The following is a 20,293-nucleotide window of genomic DNA, read 5'->3' on the forward strand; positions in this document are numbered from 1 at the left end:
GCTACTTGCTCCGTCCAATCAATTGCAGGAATTCCTGGCGCGTGGTGCTCGATTCGCGAAACGCGCCGAGCATCACCGAGGTGTGCATGGTCGAATTCTGTTTCTCGACGCCGCGCATCATCATGCACATGTGCTTGGCTTCGATCACCACCGCGACGCCGGCGGCCTGGGTCACCTGTTGCACGGCGTCGGCGATTTCCCGGGTGAGATTTTCCTGGATCTGCAGGCGTCGGGCAAACATGTCGACGATCCGCGCGATTTTCGACAGCCCCAGCACCTTGCCGGTCGGAATGTAAGCAACATGGGCCTTGCCGATGAAGGGCAGCAGGTGATGCTCACACAGGGAATACAGCTCGATATCGGCGACGATCACCATTTCATCGCTGTCGGAGGCGAACAGGGCGCCGTTGACGATCTCGTCCACCGACTGCGCATAGCCATGACACAGATACTGCATGGCCTTGGCCGCGCGCTTGGGGGTGTCCAGCAAGCCCTCGCGGTCCGGGTTTTCGCCGATGCCCTTGAGTATCTCGCGGTAGTGCTGGGGCAGGGATAAAGTCATACAACATCCTCGAAGGAAGGCTTATTTGACATGCCGTCCGCCGTTGACGGTCAGGGTCGTGCCGGTGACGTAAGGGTTGTCCAGCAGGTAGCGCAGGCTCTGGTAGATCACTTCACTGCCGGGCTCGATGCCCAGCGCGGACTTGGCCAGGGCTTTGGCGCGGTACGCCGCGTCGTCGTCGGGGTTGAACAATAACAGGGCCGGGGCGATGCCGTTGACCTTGATCTGCGGCGCGTACTTGGCCGCGAACGACAAGGTCAGGCTTTCCAGCCCGGCTTTGCTGGCGCAGTAAGCGATGTGCTTGCTGCTGCCCTTGCGCGTCACGTCATCGCTGATGTGCACGATGTCTGCAACCGTCGAGCGCTGCAGCAGCTCGGCGCAATGCAGGTTGATCAGGTAGGGCGCCAGCATGTGCACGCCGAACATCCGGGTGAAGGCCTCGGCCTCGTCGCCGGCGCTTTCTGCCAGCCACTCGGAAGCGTTGTGCACGATGGCGCGCAGGCGGTCGGTGTGGGTTTTCAGCTGGTTGATGAAGGCGAGGATGCCGGCTTCGTCGGACAGGTCGGCAAACAGCACGGTCGCGCCCTGGTTGCGCAGGACGTCGACCCCCGGGCGTTCGGTGCGGTAGGTGACGATCACCGGGTGGCCGTCTTCCAGCAGCCGCCGTGCGCAATGCAAGCCGACTCGCTGGCTGGCGCCAGTGATCAGGATCGGGGCAGGGGAAGCATTCATGAACGGCTCGCGTCGCGGGTGGAGCAAAACTATACCAGCGACGGCCGGGCAATGCAGGCGACCGCTCGGCGGCCGCCGGGGCTCAAGGGTTCTGGGTCGAGGCTGCGGCAGGCAGCGGACGCGGCGCGCTGCTGTTGAGCCAGCCGGACAGCAGGTGAGTCGACAGCGGAATAAACAGATAAACCATCAGTGGCGTCAGGGCCAGGGTGCTGACGAATACCCGGCTCAACAGCCCCAGGTCGGCAAGCAGCGGGCCGAGGACGAAATTGAACAGCAGGGACACCGGAAAGAACGCCAGCCAGATGGCCACTGCCTGTTTCCAGCGTGGCGGACGCTGGCCGATGGCGCCGAACCAGCCATCGATGCCGCTGACCCGATGTTCCGACGGGTGCGCGAACAGGTCGCCGCCACGTCCCAGCCAGGCCGTACGCGAAGCGGAATGCTCCCAGGCATGCAGGGTCTGTTCGTCGGCGAAACGGAAGATGATCTGGAATTCGTCATCGTCGGGCGGCGGGGCGAGCACGCCGGAGCCCAGGTAGCCGGGGAAGTCGGTGGCCAGTTGTTCGCCTTCGCGCAGCCAGGCGATCAGGTCCTGATAGCGACCATTGGCGACGCGACGCGCAACCATGAGGGTGACGGGTGAGGTAGACATTATGTATCTCCGTAAAACCAATGCGTTGCCTGGGTAAGGCAAACACCAGATACGGCCCGGGGTGGTGGGCGCGCCTGGCTCTTCACAAAAACAAGCAAGGATTATTCCTGATTGCGTCAAATACGCCAGCGTCAGCGGTCGATTTTCTGTTTATTGAGGCGCAAGCACTCAGGGGGAGTAGAATGGCCGCCACTTTGTTGATCGGTGTTTCTGCCCAGATGCCCGTTACTACTGAACTTGCCCGTGCTCACCAGCCCGCCAGCGCAGTCGCGCAGGAGGACCTGTTTCCGATTCGTGAAGTCTCGCGGCGTACCGGTATCAACCCGGTCACCTTGCGGGCATGGGAGCGGCGCTATGGCCTGATCCAGCCGACACGCACCGAAAGTGGGCACCGCCTGTATTCCACGGCCGATGTCGAGACAGTGCGTGAAATCCTCAGTTGGATCGAACGCGGCGTCGCGGTGAGCAAGGTCGGCAAGATCCTGGCCAAGACCCAGGCTGCCCAGTCCCTGCCCAGCGTGTTGGCGGACACCAGCCTGGCCGGCGAGTACAAGCAGTGGTGCAGCCAGCTGAAAGTAGCGGTGAGCGCTTTTGACGAGGCCCAGTTGGAGCGGCTTTATGGGCAGATTTTTTCCAGTTATGCGCTGCCGGTGGTGTTCCAGGACATCCTGATGCCGTTCTGGAAGCAGCTGTTACAGCATCAGGAGCCCTTCGGCCACACCAGCGAGTGGCTGTTTCTGGATGGGTTTCTGCGTTCGCGCATGACCCAGCGCCTGCTGCTGCAACGCGGCAGCCAGACGCGTCGGGTGCTGTTGACGGCCCTCGGCGAGCACTGCCACGAGCTGGAGTTGCTGGTGGCGGCGCTGATACTGGGCAACGACGAGATTGGCGTCAGCGTGTTGGGCCTGGGCGTGCCCTTCGACGAGTTGACCCTGGTCTGTGAAAAAATCCAACCGGCGGCGCTGGTGCTGTTCTCCAGCCGGGCGCCGACCACCGAGTTGCCACGCCGCCTGGTCCGCTTGGCCATGACCCTCAACTGCCCGGTGCTGCTGGCGGGTGATACCGCAGAGCTGGCCCAGGAAAGCCTGCAGGCGTCGGCGGTGGGCTGTCTGGGCAATGACGGACGCTTGATGCCGCAGCGCTTGCGGCAGTTTCTCGGCGGCAAGCTGGACACCTGAGGCGTCCGCGACGGGTTCAAATATGCAGGTCGGGGTGGGTCAGGCGGTGCTGTTGCAGGATGTATTGGCGCAGGCGCTCGGTCTGATCCTTGTCGGACTGGTTCAGGCGATAGGCATAGCAGCCCTTGGCGGTCTGGCGTTCGAAGGTGCCGCGCAGGGCGATGCGTTCATAGCCTGAGGGGCTGAACCACAAGGCAAACTGCCGAGGCGGCTTGCTGCGACCGCGCACTTCCAGCAACACACCCTTGAACGAAACCTCACGCACCCAGAGCGCGCCGGGCTGGCCGCGCACATTCTGCAGCGCCACCGGCTGCTCCAGGTTCAGGCGCCAGGGCCGGACCATGGGCCCGTCTTCAAAGATGCTGGGCACGCCCAGACGCAAATGCAGCGCATGAAATTCATCCTCCACCAATTGCAGGGGGAAGGTCATTTGCTGGTTGTCGAAATGGGCCTGGATCGTCACCTGTTCATTGGCTGCCAGGTGCGTGAGCAGGTCGCGGATCTGTGCTCCGCCATTGACCAGCAGGCTGGACGTCGCATCCCGCGTGTTGAGTTGCGGGTTGTGCTGCATGGTCTGAATGAAGTCCAGTTCATCCTGGGTCAGGAGGGCGTCACGCTGCATGATGCTGCTCGGAAGGGAAAGGTTACGAAATCACTGCGGATTCGATGAATAAGAACATTAAATCTTCAGCCCGTTGGTGCCATTCGTCGCTTTCAACCCCGCCAGCTCAGCCTGGACTTCAGCCAACTGGCCTTCGACCTGGGCTAGGCGTTGTTGCGCCTTGACCTGCACCGTCACATCTTTCTGCACGCCAATGAAATAGGTCAGTTGATCGTGTTCATTGAACACCGGGGTAATCGACAGCTCATTCCAGAAATGGCTGCCGTCCTTGCGGTAGTTGCGCAGCACCTGGCGACATGGCCGGCCCTGGCCCAGGGCTTGGCGGATCGCCTCCAGCCCGGGCTGGTCACGGTCTCCGGACTGCAGGAAGCGGCAGTCCTGATACAGCACTTCATCGGCGCTGTAGCCGGTCAGCTTCTCGAACGCCGGGTTGACGTAAATAACGATGTTGTCTTCGCCTTCCTGTTCGGCGACCACAATCCCGTCATTGGAGGCGTTGATCACCAGTTGCAGCAGGTGGGCGTTGATCATTACAGGTGTCCGCATTTATCGGCAGTGCCGGCATTCTAAGACATGCCGGCAAGCTGTCCACTGGCCATGAGTGCTAAAGGATCGGATTGTACCGTTCAGCTGGTAATATCCCAGGCTTTTACTCAGTTACAGGATCAGATTGATGAAAGTCGCCATCCTTTCCGGCTCGGTGTACGGCACCGCTGAAGAAGTCGCCCGGCACGCCGCCAAGCTGCTCAACGCCGCAGGTTTCGAGGCCTGGCACAACCCGCGTGCGACCCTGGCGGACGTCCAGGCCTTCGCGCCCGAGGCATTTCTTGCCGTGACTTCGACCACCGGCATGGGCGAGTTGCCGGACAACCTGCAACCTTTGTATTCGGCAATCCGTGATCAATTGCCGGCCGCCTGGCGCGGTCTGCCCGGCGCGGTGATCGGCCTGGGCGACGCCTGCTATGGCGATACCTATTGCGGCGGCGGGGAACAACTGCGTGAGCTGTTCGCCGAGCTTGGAGTGCGCGAAGTGCTGGAGATGCTGCGCCTGGACGCCAGCGAAAGCGTGACCCCGGAAACCGACGCCGAGCCCTGGCTGGCCGAGCTGGTCAACGTACTGCGCGGTTGACCGAGCGCTCGCGCAGCAGCGCCAGCCAGGCCTGGGCGGCCTTGGACAGGTACGCTCCCTGACGCCAGATAAAGGCGATGTCCCAGCGCAGATAGTCGGGCGCCTGCAACGTCAGGCGCACCAGGCCCGGGCGCACCAGGCCACGGGCCACGACGCTGGGCAGCAGCACCACGCCCTGGCCGGCCACCACCAGTGCAGCGAGAAAGTCGGCCTGGCCGCTGCGCCCCCCTTCGCGCGGGGTAAAGCCCACTTGCTGGCAGGCCTGCAGCAGGCGGTCGTTAAGCACGAAGCTGCGCTGATAGAGCAGAAACGGCGTATCGGCCAACTCTTCCAGGCGTACCTGGGCATTCATCGCCAGTGGGTGATCGGCCGGCAGCAGCGCGTCCAGCGGTTCGTCGCAGAACGGCTGATAGGCAAACAGCGGGTCCTTGGGCGTGAGGCTGCCGCCGATCTCCAGTTCTCCATTGAGCACGGCCTGCTCGATGTTCAGGCTGCCGCCTTCGAGCAACTGCACGTTGATGTTCGGGTAGCGCCGCCGGTATTCGGCAAACAGGCTGGCGAACAGCGCATCGCTGCCCAGCAGCGGCAAGCCCAGGCGCAATTCGCCCCGTGCCAGCTGGCTCAAGTCATCCAGTTCGCTGAGCAACTCGTTGCGCAGGCGCAGCATGCCTTCGGCCCGTTGCAGCACCACGGTGCCGGCCGCCGTCAGGTGGATATGGGAACCGAGACGATCCAGCAGCGGCGTGCCCAGGCTCTGTTCCAGCTGGGCGATCTGCTTGCTGACCGCCGATTGGCTGATGTGCAAGGTCTTGGCGGCCTGGGTGAAGCCACCCTGATGAATCACTTCGACGAAGCTGCGCAGTTGTTTGAAGTCCATGGTCTTGATTCCATATTGGAATGGCTTCCAGTCTAACAATTCGCTTCGGTGATGGCAGGTGCTTGCCTAAAATACAGGCCTGCGAGGACCGAATTCCATGAACGCTGCACTGTTGAAACACCTGGGGCGCCTGCTCGGCGAATTGGCGGTATTGCTGGGTATTTATCTGCTGGGCTGCCAGTTGGCCCTGTGGCTGGCGTGGCCGATACCCGGTGGCGTCATCGGCCTGGCCTTGTTGCTGCTGTGCTTTGCCCTGGGCTGGGTCAAGCCGGCGGCGCTGCAACTGGGCGCCGGCCTACTGATGGCCGAGATGCTGCTGTTTTTCATTCCGGCACTGATGAGCCTGCTCGACTATGGCGGCCTGCTGCGCGATGACGGCTGGCGGATCCTGCTGGTGATCGCGGTTAGCACCTTGATGGTGATGCTGGTCACGGCCTTTACCGTCGAGTGGGTGTGCCGTTGGAGGATGCGCCATGAAGCTTGAGCTGATGCCGATGTTCTGGCTGGCGCTGACCCTGGGCGCCTACCTGTTCAGTCGCTGGCTGTACAAGCGTACCGGTCGCTACCTGTTGTCGCCGCTAATCCTGGTACCGGTGTTGTTGCTGGCGATCGCCGTGCCGTTGCACACCGCCTATGCCGAGTATTCCGCCAACACCCATTGGCTGATGCTGGTGCTGGGACCGGTGACGGTGGCGTTCGCCGTGCCGATCTGGCAGCAGCGGCAGCTGTTGATACGCCACTGGTCGGCGCTGCTGCTGGGTATGCTGGCGGGCAGCGCGGCCTCGATTGCCAGCTCTTACGGCCTGGCCCATGCCCTGGCCCTGGACAGTTCGGTGACCCTGTCGCTGGTGCCGCGTTCGATCACCACGCCCTTTGCCATGCCCCTGGCCCGGGACCTGGGTGGGGTGCCGGAACTGACGGCGGTGTTCGTGATGTTCACCGGGGTGTTCGGGGCGATGCTCGGGGGTGTGCTGCTGCGCTGGTTACCCCTGCGCAGCGCCCTGGCCCGTGGCGCATTGTTTGGCGTCGGTGCCCATGGCGCCGGTGTCAGCCGGGCCCATGAGGTAGGGGGAGAGGAAGGCTCTGTGGCGGGGCTGGTGATGGTCCTGACCGGCTTGCTCAACCTGTTTGCCGCACCCTTATTGGCGTCGTTGCTTTGACGCCGATTTGTACCGATTGGTACCAAAACGAACACTGACTCGCTCGGCCAGTAAGCTGGCTGCCAATGCAACTACCTGAAGCCGGGTGCCTGACTAGACTGCTTCCACGTTCACACAATAATAAGAACATCCCATCGAGGAGCTTGCCGTGAGTCTAGCCACCGTTCAAACGTCCCAGAGTGTGAAAGACCAGGTCAGCGCCGCCGAATGGCAGACCCGCGTCGACCTGGCTGCCTGCTATCGGTTGGTGGCGATGCATGGTTGGGATGACCTGATCTTCACCCACATTTCAGCCAAGGTGCCCGGCACCGAAGATTTCCTGATCAACCCCTTCGGCTTGATGTTTCACGAGATCACCGCCTCCAGCCTGGTGAAGGTCGATCAGGCCGGCAACAAGCTGATGGACAGCCCCTACGAGATCAACCCGGCCGGTTACACCATCCACAGCGCGGTGCACGAAGTGCGTCACGACGTGGTGTGTGTGCTGCACACCCACACCGCGGCGGGCGTCGCGGTCTCGGCGCAGAAGCAGGGCGTACTGCCCATCAGCCAGCAGTCGCTGTTCGTGTTGTCGAGCCTGGCCTATCACGCCTATGAAGGGGTGGCGCTGAACCCTGAGGAGAAGGCGCGGTTGCAGGCGGACCTGGGCGAAAACAACTTTCTGATGCTGCATAACCACGGCCTGCTGACCTGTGGCGGCACCATCGCCGACACCTTCCTGATGATGTTCACCTTCCAGCGCGCCTGCGATATCCAGGTGCTGGCGCAGAACGGCGGCGCGGAGCTGATTGCCATCGAGCCGCAGATTCTCGCGGGGGCCAAGGCGATGCTCGCCGGGGTCACCAAAAGCGCTCAGGGCATGGGCGGCCTGCTGGCCTGGCCGGCGCTGCTGCGCAAACTCGATAAACAAGACCCGGGTTACAAACTCTAATGCCACTGGCCGAGATCCCTCTGTGCGTCTGGCGCAAACGCGGGCATAGCTTCGTGTTTCGCGGTCAGACCATTCGTTACTGGACGGCAGGCCAGGGAGAGCCGCTGCTTTTGATCCACGGGTTTCCTACGGCCAGCTGGGATTGGCATTACCTGTGGCAACCCCTGGCTCAACGCTACCGGGTGATCGCCTGCGACATGTTGGGTTTTGGCGACTCGGACAAGCCGCTGGACCATGAATACAGCCTGCTGGAACAGGCCGACCTGCAGCTGGCGCTGTTGCAACACCTGAAGATCACGGCGCCCGTGCACCTGCTGGCCCACGACTACGGCGACAGCGTGGCCCAGGAGCTCCTGGCCCGGCACTACGAAACCCGGGCCAATATCGCCAGTTGCGTGTTCCTCAACGGCGGCCTGTTTCCCGAAACCCATCGCCCGGTGTTGATGCAGAAGCTGCTGCTCAGCCCCGTGGGTTGGATGATCGGCCGGGCGTTCAGTCGCGATGCGCTGGTCAAGAGCTTGACCCAGATTTTCGGGCCGCACACGTGGCCCAGCGAAAGCGCCCTGGATGATTTCTGGAGCCTGGTGCAAAGCAATCAGGGGCCCCGAATCCTGCACAAGCTGATCGGCTACATCCCCGAGCGGCGGGTGCAGCGCGACCGCTGGGTCAGGGCCATGCAGCGCGGTGAAGTGCCCCTGCGGCTGATTGACGGCGGCTTCGATCCGGTCTCCGGGGCGCACATGCTGGAGCTCTATCGTCGACTGATTCCCGACCCGGACACCGTGCTGCTGCCCGAGATCGGCCATTACCCGCAGACCGAGGCCCCGGTGCAGGTGCTCAAGCACTACCTGGCCTTTCGCGAGAACCTGGTGCTGCCGCCGCGCCAGTTTGCCTGTTCCTGAACCCTGGTGCCCCGGGCCTGGCGCCTGGGGTATTTCGGCCAATCATCCCCCAGCCTTATTGCCCACCATTCAGCCCTGGCCGGGTTTGTTGTGGGCACCGTCTGGCTGCCGGACACTCGTGCCCATTGTCCATGGGTCCTGCTGGAGTTCGGTATGAGTGAGTCTGTGCGCTTCGAAGATAAAGTCGTGATCGTCACCGGGGCCGGCGGCGGCCTGGGCCAGGCCCATGCGCTGCTGTTCGCCAGGCACGGGGCGAAAGTGCTGGTCAACGACCTCGGCGGTTCGGCCCAGGGCGAGGGGGCCAATGCTTCGGCGGCGGACCGCGTCGTGGCGCAGATTCGCGAAGCCGGCGGGATTGCCGAAGCCAACCATGACTCGGTGACCGATGGCGACAAGATCGTGCAGAACGCTCTGGATGTGTTCGGCCGGGTCGATGTGGTGGTGAACAACGCCGGCATCCTGCGCGACAAGACCTTCCACAAAATGGAGGACGCCGACTGGGATCTGGTATACCGCGTGCACGTCGAGGGCGCCTACAAGGTGACCCGCGCCGCCTGGCCCCATTTGCGCGAGCAGGCTTACGGGCGGGTGATTTTCACCGCGTCCACCTCGGGCATCTATGGCAACTTCGGCCAGTCCAACTACGGCATGGCCAAGCTGGGGCTCTACGGCCTGACCCGGACCCTGGCCATTGAAGGCCGCAAGAACAACATCCTGGTCAATGCCATCGCGCCCACTGGCGGTACACGCATGACCGAGGGCCTGATTCCGCCGCAAGTCTTCGAGCAGCTCAAGCCGGAGCTGGTCAGCCCGCTGGTGGTGTACCTGGCCAGCGAAAACTGCCAGGAGACCTCGGGGTTGTTCGAGGTCGGCGGCGGCTGGATCGGCAAGGTGCGCTGGGAGCGCAGCCTGGGGGCCGGCTTCGATCCGCGGGTCGGTTTTTCGCCTGAAGATGTGGCGGCCCACTGGCAGCAGATCTGCGATTTCGAAGGCGCAGCCCACCCCCAGGACAACATCGAGGCGCTGAAGGAGATGATGCAGAATCTGCAAAAGTACGCGATCTGATGCACCGCGCCGCCCGCGCCCGGCCTCGCCCATGGGGCGGTGCCCGGCCGGCGGTTGTACTCCTGAGGCATTCGTCTCTATGCTCGTCGAGCATTGAATGCACAAGGAGTGGTGTTTATGTACGAGTCAAAAGATCAGCCTGTGTTATCCCGCCTGTTGTTTTTGCGTCGGTTGCTGCTTCACGCCCTGATGGTGATGGCCTTGATCGGGTTCTCGATTGGCCTGGGCATCGGCGGCCATTTGTATTTCGAAGAGGGCATGTCGATCCATGACGCCCTGATCAACGCCGCCATGATGCTCGGCGGAATTGGCCCCGCCAACATGCCGCTGACCCCCGGCGGCAAGCTGTTTCTCGCCAGTTACGGGCTCTACGCCAACATCGTCTTCGCCGCCGCCATCGGCCTGATGCTGACCCCGGTGGCGCATCGTCTGCTGCACAAGTTTCATTACGACGGCGACGACGCCGCTTGACCCGACCCGTGTTCGCCCTTTTATTGCGCGCATAAAAAAGGCCGCTGCAAGAGCAGCGGCCGAAGTCAGACGTTAGATCAAGGAGCTACAAATCAACGTCAGTGAACCCGGGGTAACGGTCTGAAACTGAGCTTCAAACCCGTTGAAAACTGTCGATTCAAACGTGCCGAACTCACACGTTGAAGGGGCTTCAGAAGGCGCTTTGCCTTGAGAGCGAGGCCATAGTAAGGGGTGTCTCGGCGGGGAAAAATAGCGAATCAGGACAAGGACTGTTACAGCCTGAGCAACAGTGGTGCAGACGGGCCGACCGCGCCCCGTGATGGCGCAATCCATGTTCCTGATGGGGCGCCATCCAGCCCGTGGATACGCCGCGCAAAGCCCCGTGCGGTGGGTGCTGTCATCCTTTCGAGCGACAACACGAATACCTCCTTGGTGCGCTTATCGCTCTCCTGTGGCGGCAGTAGGGTGAGGCCTTCTGTCACTCACCGGGGAAGACGCATGACAAAAACAACAATGCGCGCCATCTTCACGCCGCAGGCCCTGGCCGTCGCGGTGGCCATGGGCTGCTGCGGTCAGGCGCAAGCGGTCGCGTTCAATATCGGCGAGATCGAAGGGCACTTCGATTCATCGCTGTCCGTCGGCGCCAGCTGGGGCATGCGCAATGCCGACAAGGATTACGTGGGGACCGTCAATGGCGGCACCGCCCAGTCGTCCACCGGTGATGACGGACGCCTGAACTTCAAAAAGGGCGAGACCTTCTCGAAAATCTTCAAGGGCCTGCATGACCTGGAGCTCAAGTACGGCGACAGCGGCGTGTTTGTGCGCGGCAAGTACTGGTACGACTTCGAACTCAAGGACGAAGACCGAGAGTTCAAGCCCATCAGCGACCACAACCGCAAGGAGGGCGCCAAGTCGTCCGGGGCGCAGATCCTCGACGCCTTTGTCTACCACAACTATTCCATTGCCGACCTGCCGGGCACCGTGCGCGCCGGCAAGCAGGTGGTCAGCTGGGGCGAGAGCACCTTTATCGGCAACTCCATCAACAGCATCAACCCGGTGGACGTTTCGGCATTCCGCCGACCGGGGGCCGAGATCAAGGAAGGGCTGGTCCCGGTCAATATGCTGTTTGCGTCCCAGGGGCTGACCAACCAGCTGACGGTCGAAGGGTTTTACCAGCTGGAGTGGGACCAGACCGTGGTCGACAACTGCGGCACCTTCTTCGGCAACGATGTGGTGGCGGATGGCTGCACCACCGGCTACACCGTCGGCAGCCCGGGGGTGGCGGGTTTGCAACCGGTGGCGGCTGCGTTTGGCCAGGGCTTCCAGGTCACCCGTGAGGGGGTGATCCTGCCCCGTGGCGGCGACCGTGATGCCCGTGACTCCGGGCAATGGGGCGCAGCCCTGCGCTGGCTCGGCGATGACACCGAGTACGGCCTGTACTTCATGAACTATCACTCGCGGGGCCCGGTGGTCAGCACCACCACGGCCAATGTCAGCCCGACGACCCTGGCCGCCATTGGTGCCGCCGGCGCCGCCGCCGCGCCCACGGTCCCCGGCGCGGGCGCGGGCCTGGTGCAAAGCGTGATGCTCGGGCGCGGCCAGTATTACCTGGAGTACCCGGAAGACATTCGCCTGTACGGCGCGAGCTTCTCCACCACCTTGCCCACCGGCACCGCCTGGAGCGGGGAAATCAGCTACCGGCCCAACGCACCGGTGCAAATCAATACCAATGACGTGACCCTGGCCCTGCTCAACCCGATTGCCGGTGGTGCGGCATCGCCGATCCAGACCACCTTCGGTGCCGACAACACCGGTTACCGGCGTAAGGAAATCACCCAGCTGCAAAGCAGCATGACCCAGTTTTTTGACAACGTGATAGGCGCCGATCGCCTGACCCTGGTGGGTGAGGCCGCCATTGTGCGGGTCGGCGGCCTGGAGTCGAAAACCAAGCTGCGCTACGGGCGCGATTCGGTCTACGGCCAGTACGGGTTCAACGGCGACACCGACGGTTTCGTGACTGCCACGTCCTGGGGTTATCGCGCGCGGGCGATTCTCGATTACAGCAACGTGATCGCCGGGATCAACCTCAAGCCCAACCTGTCGTGGTCCCACGACGTCAAGGGCTACGGCCCCAACGGCCTGTTCAACGAAGGCGCCAAGGCCGTCAGCCTCGGGGTCGATGCCGATTATCGCAACACCTATACCGCCAGCCTCAGCTACACCGATTTTTTTGGCGGTGACTACAACACCCTCACCGACCGCGACTTCCTCGCGTTGAGCTTCGGCGTGAACTTCTGATCAAGCATGAGAAGGACAACTTTATGCGCAAGATGATTTTGCAATGCGGGGCCCTGGCCTTGAGCCTGCTGGCAGCCAACGTGATGGCGGCCGTCACGCCGCAGGAAGCCGACAAACTCGGCACCAGCCTGACCCCGCTGGGAGCGGAGAAGGCCGGCAATGCCGACGGCTCGATTCCGGCCTGGACCGGCGGCATTCCGAAAAACGCCGGGGCGGTGGACAGCAAGGGCTTTCTCGCCGACCCGTTCGCCAATGAAAAACCGCTGTTCGTGATCACTGCGGCCACGGTCGACAAGTACAAGGACAAGCTGTCGGACGGTCAGGTGGCGATGTTCAAGCGCTACCCGGAAACCTACAAGATCCCGGTCTACCCGAGCCATCGCACCGTGGGCCTGCCGCCGGATATCTACGAGTCAGCCAAGCGCAGCGCGCTGAATGTGACCACGATCAATGAGGGCAACGGCCTGGCCAATTTCACCGGCAACCGTTACTACGCCTTTCCGATTCCGAAGAACGGCGTCGAGGTGCTGTGGAACCACATCACCCGTTACCACGGCGGCAACCTCAAACGCATCATCACCCAGGCCACCCCGCAGACCAACGGCAGCTACACGCCGATCCGCTTCGAGGAAGAAGTGGCAGTGCCGCAGCAGATTCCCGACCTGGACCCGGAAAAAGGCGCCAACGTGCTGACCTTCTTCAAGCAGTCGGTGACGGCCCCGGCGCGCCTGGCCGGTAACGTGCTGCTGGTGCACGAGACCCTGGACCAGGTCAAGGAACCGCGCTCGGCCTGGATCTACAACGCTGGCCAGCGTCGGGTGCGGCGTGCCCCGCAAGTGGCCTATGACGGGCCGGGTACGGCCTCCGACGGGCTGCGCACCTCGGACAACTTCGACATGTTCTCCGGCGCGCCGGATCGCTACGACTGGAAGCTGGTGGGCAAGAAGGAGATGTACATCCCCTACAACAGCTACAAGCTGGATTCGCCAAGCCTCAAGTACGACGACATCATCAAGGCCGGGCATATTAACCAGGACCTGACCCGCTATGAGCTGCACCGGGTATGGGAGGTGGTCGGCACGGTCAAGCCCAACGAACGGCATATCTACGCCAAGCGCCATATGTACCTCGACGAGGACAGCTGGCAGGTGGCGCTGGTCGACCATTACGACGGTCGCGGCCAACTGTGGCGGGTGGCCGAGGGGCATGCGCAGTTCTATTACGATCACCAGGTGCCGGCCTACACGGTCGAAACCCTGTACGACATCATCGCCGGGCGCTACATCGCCCTGGGCATGAAGAACGAAGAGAAGCACAGCTTCGAATTCGGCTTCGCCGCCAAGGCCGCCGACTACACCCCGGCAGCGCTGCGGGCGTCGGGGGTGCGTTGACGCCCAGGCGTTACCGGATGGGCAGAAGGCGACCGTTGGGTCGCCTTTTTTATGGGCCCTGATCAGCCTGCTGAATACTTCTCAACAAGTGGGGAGTTGAGGGCTAGGGTGATGCCACGCTGGCTAAAACTATAAAAAAGGCACGTTGCGATGACCGCCATGACTCACCGTCTGGACCGTCCTGGTCTCATGCCCCGCTTGTCCTCCCATCACCTGTGTCGCAGTCGTCTGAGCAGCCCGTTGCTGGCCTCTCAGGCGCGGGTCAGATTACTCTGTGCCCCGGCCGGCAGTGGCAAGACCGCACTGCTTGCCGAGTGCCTGTTGCAGGCGCCGCCCCAGGTGCACGTGTGCTGGTTACCGATGGCGGGAGCCGAGCAGGGCGCCGCCGATTTTGCCGGCCTGTTGGCCGAGGCCCTGGGCCTGCAGGCCCGCGACGAACTGTCGTTGCTGGCGTATCTGGCGCGTCTGCAAACCCCGACCTGGCTGTTTATCGATGACTATTGCCGTGTTGGCTGCGCCGGCCTCGATGGGTTGCTCGATCGTTTGCTGGCGGTCAGCAGCCCGGCCCTGACCTGGTGGTTGGGGGCCCGGCGCCGGCCCCAGTGCAACTGGCCACGGCTGCTGCTCGACGATGAGCTGTACGAGTGCGATGGCGCGCAACTGGCCTTCAGCCAGGCGGATATCGAGCAGTTGCTGCAACAACTGCCGCAACCGATGTGCGCGCAAACCGCCAGCCGGATCCTGCAACGCAGCGCCGGTTGGTGCGCCGGGGTGCGCATTGCCCTGCTCGAAGGCAGCGAGTTGGCAGCGCAGCCCTGCAAGCAGGGGCGGCCCAACACCCTGCGTGAATACCTGGAGCACGAGCTGTTCAGCCTGTTGTCGGCCGAGCTGGCCGAAGCCTGGCAGGTGCTGGCTCATCTGCCGCGCTTCAACGCGGCGCTGTGTGAGCATTTGTTCGGTGCCGGCGAGGGCGCGCAGTATTTGCGTGATCTGCAGGAGTTGGGTTGCTTTATCGAGCCCTGGGACGCCTCGGCCGACTGGTTGCAAGTGTTCCCGCCCCTGGCGCGGCTGATGCAGGATGAGGATTGCCCGGCCGGCCGAACCTGGCACCGGCGCGCCTGCCAGTGGTTTATCGCGCAGGAGGACTGGCAGACGGCGTTCGAGCAGGCGCTGCTGGCCCAGGAGTACGAGGTCGCCGTCAGCCTGTTGCAGCACTTCAGCTTCGAGCACCTGTTCGAACAGCAGAACGTGGTGTTGCTGCTGCGCCTGTACGAGCAGCAGGGTGAAGAGTTGATGCTGGGCAGCCCGCAATTGGTCGGGCTGCTGACGGCCGCTTTGCTGTTTGCCGGGCGCTTCGATCAGGCCGAAGCCTGTGTCGCGCAAATGGCCCGTTTCACCCCGCAACCCAGTGCCAGCCTGCAACGGCAATTGATCGCCCGCTGGCAAACGCAGCGCGGCTGCCTGTTGCATCTGCAAGGTTGCATGGAGCCTGCGCGCGAACACTTTCTCCGGGCCCTGGATGAGCTGGCGCCCAGTGCCTGGCCGGCGCGCCTGTTATGCCTGTCGGGCCTGACCCAGCAGGCCCTGCTCAGGGGCGAACTGGATGTGGCGCAGGCTATCAATCGTGAAGCGCTGTGCCTGGCGCGGGCGCAGAATTCGCTGCTGTTCGAAGGCCTGCTGGAGTTGGATCACGCGCAACTGCTGGAACAGCGCGGCGCCCCCCACAGGGCCGAGAGCCTGCTGGCGCGGCTGGATGAGTTGCTGCGTCGGCAAACCCGGCGGGCGACGCCGCTTTTGGGGCGGATTGCCTTGCGTCGCGGGCGCCTGGCCTTGCGCCAGGGCAATGAACCGCAGGCGGCGGAGTACTTTCAGGCGGGGCTTGAGCAATGCCTGCGCAGCCAGGACAAGCGGGCGTTGTACGGGTTTCTCGGGCAAGCGCTGCTGGCGGGGAATCGCGGTGACTACGCCCAGGCCTTTGTCCTGTTGCGCGACGCCGAGCGGCTGATGCAGCAGCGGCAGATCCCGGACACGGTGTACCGCGGGGTGCTGTTGCAGATCAGCAGCCATTTCTGGTTGCAGCAAGGGCGTCCAGAGCTTGCTCATGAAGCCTTGAGCCGGGTGCTGCGCCACTATCAGGGCGCAGGCGCGGTACAGGCACCACCCGCCACGATCGAACTGATCCCGCGGATCGAATACCTGCTGGTGCTGGCCCAGGTTCACCTGGGGCAAGCCGAGGCGCCGCTGGCCACGCTGCAACGGTTGCTGGAGCAGGCCCGACAGCAGGGCATGCTGGGTTTGCAGGCCGAACTGCAACTGGCCCTCGCCGAAACCGCCTACCTGCTGGGGGACGTTGAGTTGTCCGGGCAGGCGCTGCAGGCCGGCATGGCCCTGGCCGCCCGTTGCCAACTGCCCCAGGCGCTGCACGAATTGCGCCTGCGTCAGCCGGATATGCTGCTGGTCCGCGAAGTGCCGCTGCCCGACGCCGACCAGCCCCTGGCCAGCGACAATCCTCTGAGCCTGCGTGAGCTTGAAGTGCTGCAACTGATCGCCCTCGGCAGCTCCAACCAGCAGATTGCCGAACAGCTATTCATCTCCCTGCACACCGTGAAAACTCATGCGCGCCGGATCCACAGCAAACTCGGGGTAGAGCGACGCACCCAGGCCGTGGCCAAGGCCAAGGCACTGGGCCTGATGAATTGAATGACCTCACCGGTAGCCGCTGCCGATAGTCAGCGGCTACGTTCAGGGTTGATAACCCATGCGCCAACTGACGGCCTGGCTTGCGGCCAGCAGGCGGCGGGCGGCGGGGCCGTCTTCGTCGGCGTGGAACAGCGAGGTCGGCCCGACCACCGTCAGCACGGCGGCGATCTTGCCCATGGCGTCGAACACCGGCGCCGACAGGGCGTCGACCCCCGGCATCAACAGCCCATGCACATGGTGCAGGCCGCGATGGCGGATCTGCTCGCAGACCTCGGCGTACACCTGCTCGTCCGCCAGGGCATGGGGACTGCCGGCCTGCAGTTCCTGCTGGCGCAGGTCGACGCTTTCCCGGTTGGGCAAATAGGCGCCAAACACCAGGCCGGTGGATGAACTGAGCAAGGGCAGCACCGAGCCCAGCTGCGTCACCACCGTCACCGCACGCACCGCCGGTTCGATATGAACCACGGTCGCGCCCTGATTGCCCCAGACCGCGAGGAAGCAGGTTTCATTCAGTTCGTCGCGCAGTTCCGCCAGGGGCAGGGCGGCGACCTTCAGTACATCCATGCTGCTCAACGCCGCCAGCCCCACGCGCAGGGCTTCGCGGCCCAGTCCGTAATGGTTGGTGGTGCTGTTCTGTTCGGCAAAGCCGCTGGCGATCAAGGCTTGCAGGTAGCGGTGGACCTTGCTCGCCGGCATCTGCACGTGTTCGGCCAGGCGCGACAGCGAAGTGGACGGTGCCAACTGCGCCAGCGCCTTGAGAATGTCGGTGCCGACCTCGGCCGAGCGGACTTTCTGTTTACCGTTGCTGTCGCTGGTGCTGCGCGGCTTTTCCATGGAGGCGGTGTGATCCCGAGACGAATGGGCGTCTTTATAGCTTGACGGTCAATACCAATCAAATTACGTTATGCGTAATTGGATTACGATAAAAATAACGCCGCGTGCCGAGACTTCCAGCAATGGAGCAGGGCATCGCTGCCCACTCCATTCACAGGAGGCTCCATGAACCTCGATTCCACGCCGTCCGGCCTGGCCTATCAGTCGGGCTTCGGCAACGAATTCGCCAGCGAAGCATTGCCAGGCGCATTGCCCGTCGGCCAGAACTCCCCGCAAAAAGCCCCTTACGGCTTGTACACCGAACTCTTTTCCGGCACCGCCTTCACCATGGTCCGCAGCGAAGCGCGACGGACCTGGATGTACCGCATCCAGCCCTCGGCCAATCACCCGGCCTTTGCCAAGTTGGCGCGTCAGCTGGCGGGCGGTCCGCTGGGTGAGGTGACGCCCAATCGGCTGCGCTGGAACCCGCTGGATATGCCTGCCGAGCCGACCGATTTCATCGACGGTCTGGTGAGTATGGCGGCCAACGCACCGGCACAGAAACCCGCCGGCATCAGCGTCTATCACTACCGCGCCAACCGCTCCATGGAGCGGGTGTTCTTCAATGCCGATGGCGAGTTGCTGCTGGTGCCCGAGCAGGGTCGCCTGCGCATCGCCACGGAACTCGGCGTGTTGGAGCTTGAGCCGCTGGAAATCGCCGTGTTGCCCCGCGGCCTGAAGTTTCGTGTCGAGCTGCTGGACCCCGAGGCGCGCGGCTATGTCGCCGAGAACCACGGCGCGCCGCTGCGCCTGCCGGACCTGGGCCCCATCGGCAGCAATGGCCTGGCCAACCCGCGGGATTTCCTGACCCCGGTCGCCCATTACGAAGACCTCAAGCAGCCCACCCCTCTGGTGCAGAAGTTCCTCGGCGAACTCTGGGGCTGCGAACTCGATCACTCGCCGCTGAACGTGGTGGCCTGGCACGGCAACAACGTGCCGTACAAATATGACCTGCGCCGTTTCAACACCATCGGCACCGTGAGTTTCGACCACCCGGACCCATCGATCTTCACCGTGCTGACCTCGCCCACCAGCGTGCACGGCCTGGCCAACCTCGATTTCGTGATCTTCCCGCCGCGCTGGATGGTGGCCGAAAACACCTTCCGTCCGCCGTGGTTCCACCGCAACCTGATGAACGAATTCATGGGCCTGATCCAGGGCGCCTACGATGCCAAGGCCGAAGGTTTCCTGCCCGGCGGCGCGTCCCTGCACAGCTGCATGAGCGCCCACGGCCCGGACGGCGAAACCTGCACCAAGGCGATCAATGTCGAACTGCAACCGGCCAAGATCGACAACACCATGGCCTTCATGTTCGAGACCAGCCAAGTGCTGCGCCCGAGCCAGTTCGCCCTGGAGTGCCCGCAGTTGCAGAACAATTACGACGCTTGCTGGGCCTCGCTGCCCGCCACCTTCAACCCCAATCGGAGATAACCCATGAGCCAGCCAACCATCACCCGCAGTTGGGTTGCCTCCGCCAACGGGCATGCCGATTTCCCTTTGCAGAACCTGCCCCTGGGCGTTTTCAGTCGCAACGGTTCGGCACCGCGCTTTGGCGTGGCAATCGGCGAGCACATATTCGATCTGGAAGCCGCGCTGGAGGCGGGCCTGCTTGAAGGCGCCGCCCGCAGCGCCGTCGAGGCCGCACGTGGCGGGCAGTTGAATGCCTTCTTCGAGCTGGGGCGTGGCCCACGGGTGGTCCTGCGCGAACGCCTGCTGGAACTGCTGGGCGAAGGCAGCACCCTGCATGGCAAGATCCAGGCCCAGGGCGCCAAGCTGTTGCCCCTGGCGGCCGACTGCCAGATGCACCTGCCGGCGAAGATCAACGACTACACCGACTTTTATGTCGGTATCGAACACGCGCAAAACGTCGGCAAGCTGTTCCGCCCCGACAACCCGCTGCTGCCCAACTACAAATACGTGCCCATCGGCTACCACGGGCGCGCGTCGACCATCCGCCCCTCGGGCGCCGAGGTTCGCCGGCCCAAGGGCCAGACCCTGCCTGCTGGCCAGACCGAGCCGAATTTCGGCCCGTGCGCGCGGCTCGACTACGAGCTGGAACTGGGAATCTGGATTGGCCAGGGCAACCCGATGGGGGACTGCATTGCCATCGCCGATGCCGCCGAGCATATCGCCGGCTTCTGCCTGCTCAACGACTGGTCGGCGCGGGATATCCAGGCCTGGGAATACCAGCCCCTGGGCCCGTTCCTGTCGAAAAGCTTTATCACCAGCATCTCGCCCTGGGTGGTGACGGCCGAGGCCCTGGAGCCATTCCGTCGCGCTCAACCCGCGCGCCCCGACGGTGATCCACAGCCGCTGCCGTACCTGCTCGATGCCCGGGACCAGGCTGCAGGTGGCTTCGATATCGAACTCGAGGTGCTGCTGACCACCGCCGCCATGCGCGAGCAGGGCTTGCCGGCCCACCGCCTGACCTTGAGCAACACCGGGTACATGTACTGGACCGTGGCGCAGATGGTCGCGCACCACAGCGTCAACGGCTGCCAGTTGCAGGCCGGCGACCTGTTCGGTTCGGGCACGTTGTCCGGCCCGGAAAACGGCCAGTTCGGCAGCCTGCTGGAAATCACCGAGGGCGGCAAAAAGCCGATCGAGTTGCCCAGCGGCGAGGTGCGCAAGTTCCTCGAAGACGGCGACGAAATCATCCTGCGCGGGCGTTGCCGGCGTGAAGGTTTCGCCTCCATCGGCTTCGGCGAATGCCGGGGCACCGTCCTGCCGGCCCGCTAAGAGGTGTGCGC

20 protein-coding genes are annotated in these 20,293 nt (G+C 63.5%); 13 read left to right on the forward strand and 7 right to left on the reverse strand.

Going from position 1 to position 20,293, the window contains the following annotated elements; translation table 11 throughout:
• Position 1: 1 nt before the first annotated feature.
• From folE to JFU57_RS12615, 3 genes are all read right to left on the reverse strand, one after another.
• A complete protein-coding gene (folE, locus tag JFU57_RS12605; protein ID WP_078469859.1) occupies positions 2 to 562 on the reverse strand; it encodes a GTP cyclohydrolase I FolE in 561 nt (186 codons plus the stop codon).
• A 21-nt stretch (positions 563 to 583) separates the two neighbouring features.
• Positions 584 to 1,294 (reverse strand): dihydromonapterin reductase, encoded by a 711-nt coding sequence (gene folM, locus JFU57_RS12610; protein ID WP_201129487.1) that lies wholly within the window; start codon positions 1,292 to 1,294, stop codon positions 584 to 586.
• Positions 1,295 to 1,376: 82 nt separating this feature from the next.
• The gene (locus JFU57_RS12615; protein ID WP_078469861.1) at positions 1,377 to 1,946 is read right to left on the reverse strand and encodes an antibiotic biosynthesis monooxygenase; all 570 of its coding nucleotides are present in this window, start codon (positions 1,944 to 1,946) and stop codon (positions 1,377 to 1,379) included.
• 218 nt (positions 1,947 to 2,164) lie between these two features.
• On the opposite strand from JFU57_RS12615, the gene JFU57_RS12620 reads away from it, so the two are divergent.
• Positions 2,165 to 3,124, forward strand: a complete 960-nt coding sequence (locus JFU57_RS12620; protein WP_201132105.1) for a MerR family transcriptional regulator — start codon at positions 2,165 to 2,167, stop codon at positions 3,122 to 3,124.
• 16 nt (positions 3,125 to 3,140) lie between these two features.
• Here the strand turns inward: JFU57_RS12620 and JFU57_RS12625 are convergent, their stop codons facing one another.
• Both JFU57_RS12625 and JFU57_RS12630 read right to left on the reverse strand, forming a co-directional pair.
• Entirely contained in the window at positions 3,141 to 3,746 is a 606-nt protein-coding gene (locus JFU57_RS12625; protein WP_078469862.1) for a hypothetical protein, read from the reverse strand.
• 57 nt (positions 3,747 to 3,803) lie between these two features.
• On the reverse strand, positions 3,804 to 4,277 hold the full coding sequence (locus tag JFU57_RS12630; protein ID WP_201129489.1) for a PAS domain-containing protein: 474 nt from the start codon (positions 4,275 to 4,277) through the stop codon (positions 3,804 to 3,806).
• Between the two features lie 142 nt (positions 4,278 to 4,419).
• On the opposite strand from JFU57_RS12630, the gene JFU57_RS12635 reads away from it, so the two are divergent.
• A complete protein-coding gene (locus JFU57_RS12635; protein ID WP_078469864.1) occupies positions 4,420 to 4,875 on the forward strand; it encodes a flavodoxin in 456 nt (151 codons plus the stop codon).
• Here the strand turns inward: JFU57_RS12635 and JFU57_RS12640 are convergent.
• Positions 4,856 to 5,752 (reverse strand): LysR family transcriptional regulator, encoded by an 897-nt coding sequence (locus tag JFU57_RS12640; RefSeq protein ID WP_201129490.1) that lies wholly within the window; start codon positions 5,750 to 5,752, stop codon positions 4,856 to 4,858. The genes JFU57_RS12635 and JFU57_RS12640 overlap by 20 nt on opposite strands.
• Before the next feature lie 97 nt (positions 5,753 to 5,849).
• Between JFU57_RS12640 and JFU57_RS12645 the strand changes: the two genes are divergently transcribed.
• The 9 genes from JFU57_RS12645 (at position 5,850) to JFU57_RS12685 (ending at position 16,670) form a co-directional block, all read left to right on the forward strand.
• On the forward strand, positions 5,850 to 6,236 hold the full coding sequence (locus tag JFU57_RS12645; protein ID WP_078469866.1) for a CidA/LrgA family protein: 387 nt from the start codon (positions 5,850 to 5,852) through the stop codon (positions 6,234 to 6,236).
• Positions 6,226 to 6,912: an LrgB family protein gene (locus JFU57_RS12650; protein ID WP_078469867.1), complete on the forward strand. Its 687-nt coding sequence runs from the start codon at positions 6,226 to 6,228 to the stop codon at positions 6,910 to 6,912. The genes JFU57_RS12645 and JFU57_RS12650 overlap by 11 nt, the downstream gene beginning before the upstream one ends.
• A gap of 148 nt (positions 6,913 to 7,060) precedes the next feature.
• Positions 7,061 to 7,843 carry a class II aldolase/adducin family protein gene (locus JFU57_RS12655; protein ID WP_078469868.1) on the forward strand — a complete coding sequence of 261 codons (783 nt, stop codon included), beginning with the start codon at positions 7,061 to 7,063 and terminating at the stop codon, positions 7,841 to 7,843.
• On the forward strand, positions 7,843 to 8,745 hold the full coding sequence (locus JFU57_RS12660) for an alpha/beta fold hydrolase (protein ID WP_078469869.1): 903 nt from the start codon (positions 7,843 to 7,845) through the stop codon (positions 8,743 to 8,745). Before JFU57_RS12655 ends, JFU57_RS12660 begins: the two co-directional genes overlap by 1 nt.
• Before the next feature lie 153 nt (positions 8,746 to 8,898).
• Positions 8,899 to 9,810, forward strand: coding sequence for an SDR family oxidoreductase (locus tag JFU57_RS12665; protein ID WP_020297187.1), 912 nt, complete (start codon positions 8,899 to 8,901; stop codon positions 9,808 to 9,810).
• Between the two features lie 117 nt (positions 9,811 to 9,927).
• Positions 9,928 to 10,281, forward strand: a complete 354-nt coding sequence (locus JFU57_RS12670) for a hypothetical protein (RefSeq protein WP_020297188.1) — start codon at positions 9,928 to 9,930, stop codon at positions 10,279 to 10,281.
• A 498-nt stretch (positions 10,282 to 10,779) separates the two neighbouring features.
• Positions 10,780 to 12,579 (forward strand): DUF1302 domain-containing protein, encoded by a 1,800-nt coding sequence (locus JFU57_RS12675; protein ID WP_201129492.1) that lies wholly within the window; start codon positions 10,780 to 10,782, stop codon positions 12,577 to 12,579.
• 23 nt (positions 12,580 to 12,602) lie between these two features.
• Complete coding sequence (locus JFU57_RS12680; RefSeq protein ID WP_201129494.1) at positions 12,603 to 13,970, forward strand: DUF1329 domain-containing protein; 1,368 nt, start codon at positions 12,603 to 12,605, stop codon at positions 13,968 to 13,970.
• Between the two features lie 150 nt (positions 13,971 to 14,120).
• On the forward strand, positions 14,121 to 16,670 hold the full coding sequence (locus tag JFU57_RS12685) for a LuxR C-terminal-related transcriptional regulator (RefSeq protein ID WP_201129496.1): 2,550 nt from the start codon (positions 14,121 to 14,123) through the stop codon (positions 16,668 to 16,670).
• Positions 16,671 to 16,712: 42 nt separating this feature from the next.
• Here the strand turns inward: JFU57_RS12685 and JFU57_RS12690 are convergent, their stop codons facing one another.
• A complete protein-coding gene (locus tag JFU57_RS12690) occupies positions 16,713 to 17,504 on the reverse strand; it encodes an IclR family transcriptional regulator (RefSeq protein WP_201129498.1) in 792 nt (263 codons plus the stop codon).
• A 165-nt stretch (positions 17,505 to 17,669) separates the two neighbouring features.
• Here JFU57_RS12690 and hmgA point away from each other — a divergent pair, with 165 nt between their 5' ends.
• Together hmgA and fahA are read left to right on the forward strand one after the other, a co-directional pair.
• On the forward strand, positions 17,670 to 18,974 hold the full coding sequence (gene hmgA / locus JFU57_RS12695) for a homogentisate 1,2-dioxygenase (RefSeq protein ID WP_201129500.1): 1,305 nt from the start codon (positions 17,670 to 17,672) through the stop codon (positions 18,972 to 18,974).
• 3 nt (positions 18,975 to 18,977) lie between these two features.
• Positions 18,978 to 20,282 carry a fumarylacetoacetase gene (gene fahA / locus JFU57_RS12700; RefSeq protein WP_201129502.1) on the forward strand — a complete coding sequence of 435 codons (1,305 nt, stop codon included), beginning with the start codon at positions 18,978 to 18,980 and terminating at the stop codon, positions 20,280 to 20,282.
• Positions 20,283 to 20,293: the final 11 nt, after the last annotated feature.

The sequence above is a fragment of the Pseudomonas sp. TH07 genome, assembly GCF_016651285.1.
Taxonomy (GTDB): Bacteria; Pseudomonadota; Gammaproteobacteria; order Pseudomonadales; family Pseudomonadaceae; genus Aquipseudomonas.

Coding starts and splice junctions, on each gene's coding strand:
- JFU57_RS12650 (WP_078469867.1), top strand. CDS start 6,226: ATGAAGCTTGAGCTGATGCCGATGTTCTGGCTGGCGCTGACCCTGGGC.
- JFU57_RS12670 (WP_020297188.1), top strand. CDS start 9,928: ATGTACGAGTCAAAAGATCAGCCTGTGTTATCCCGCCTGTTGTTTTTG.
- JFU57_RS12625 (WP_078469862.1), bottom strand. CDS start 3,746: ATGCAGCGTGACGCCCTCCTGACCCAGGATGAACTGGACTTCATTCAG.
- JFU57_RS12660 (WP_078469869.1), top strand. CDS start 7,843: ATGCCACTGGCCGAGATCCCTCTGTGCGTCTGGCGCAAACGCGGGCAT.
- JFU57_RS12685 (WP_201129496.1), top strand. CDS start 14,121: ATGACCGCCATGACTCACCGTCTGGACCGTCCTGGTCTCATGCCCCGC.
- folM (WP_201129487.1), bottom strand. CDS start 1,294: ATGAATGCTTCCCCTGCCCCGATCCTGATCACTGGCGCCAGCCAGCGA.
- fahA (WP_201129502.1), top strand. CDS start 18,978: ATGAGCCAGCCAACCATCACCCGCAGTTGGGTTGCCTCCGCCAACGGG.
- JFU57_RS12680 (WP_201129494.1), top strand. CDS start 12,603: ATGCGCAAGATGATTTTGCAATGCGGGGCCCTGGCCTTGAGCCTGCTG.
- JFU57_RS12675 (WP_201129492.1), top strand. CDS start 10,780: ATGACAAAAACAACAATGCGCGCCATCTTCACGCCGCAGGCCCTGGCC.
- JFU57_RS12620 (WP_201132105.1), top strand. CDS start 2,165: ATGCCCGTTACTACTGAACTTGCCCGTGCTCACCAGCCCGCCAGCGCA.
- JFU57_RS12645 (WP_078469866.1), top strand. CDS start 5,850: ATGAACGCTGCACTGTTGAAACACCTGGGGCGCCTGCTCGGCGAATTG.
- JFU57_RS12690 (WP_201129498.1), bottom strand. CDS start 17,504: ATGGAAAAGCCGCGCAGCACCAGCGACAGCAACGGTAAACAGAAAGTC.
- JFU57_RS12635 (WP_078469864.1), top strand. CDS start 4,420: ATGAAAGTCGCCATCCTTTCCGGCTCGGTGTACGGCACCGCTGAAGAA.
- JFU57_RS12640 (WP_201129490.1), bottom strand. CDS start 5,752: ATGGACTTCAAACAACTGCGCAGCTTCGTCGAAGTGATTCATCAGGGT.
- JFU57_RS12615 (WP_078469861.1), bottom strand. CDS start 1,946: ATGTCTACCTCACCCGTCACCCTCATGGTTGCGCGTCGCGTCGCCAAT.
- JFU57_RS12630 (WP_201129489.1), bottom strand. CDS start 4,277: ATGATCAACGCCCACCTGCTGCAACTGGTGATCAACGCCTCCAATGAC.
- hmgA (WP_201129500.1), top strand. CDS start 17,670: ATGAACCTCGATTCCACGCCGTCCGGCCTGGCCTATCAGTCGGGCTTC.
- folE (WP_078469859.1), bottom strand. CDS start 562: ATGACTTTATCCCTGCCCCAGCACTACCGCGAGATACTCAAGGGCATC.
- JFU57_RS12665 (WP_020297187.1), top strand. CDS start 8,899: ATGAGTGAGTCTGTGCGCTTCGAAGATAAAGTCGTGATCGTCACCGGG.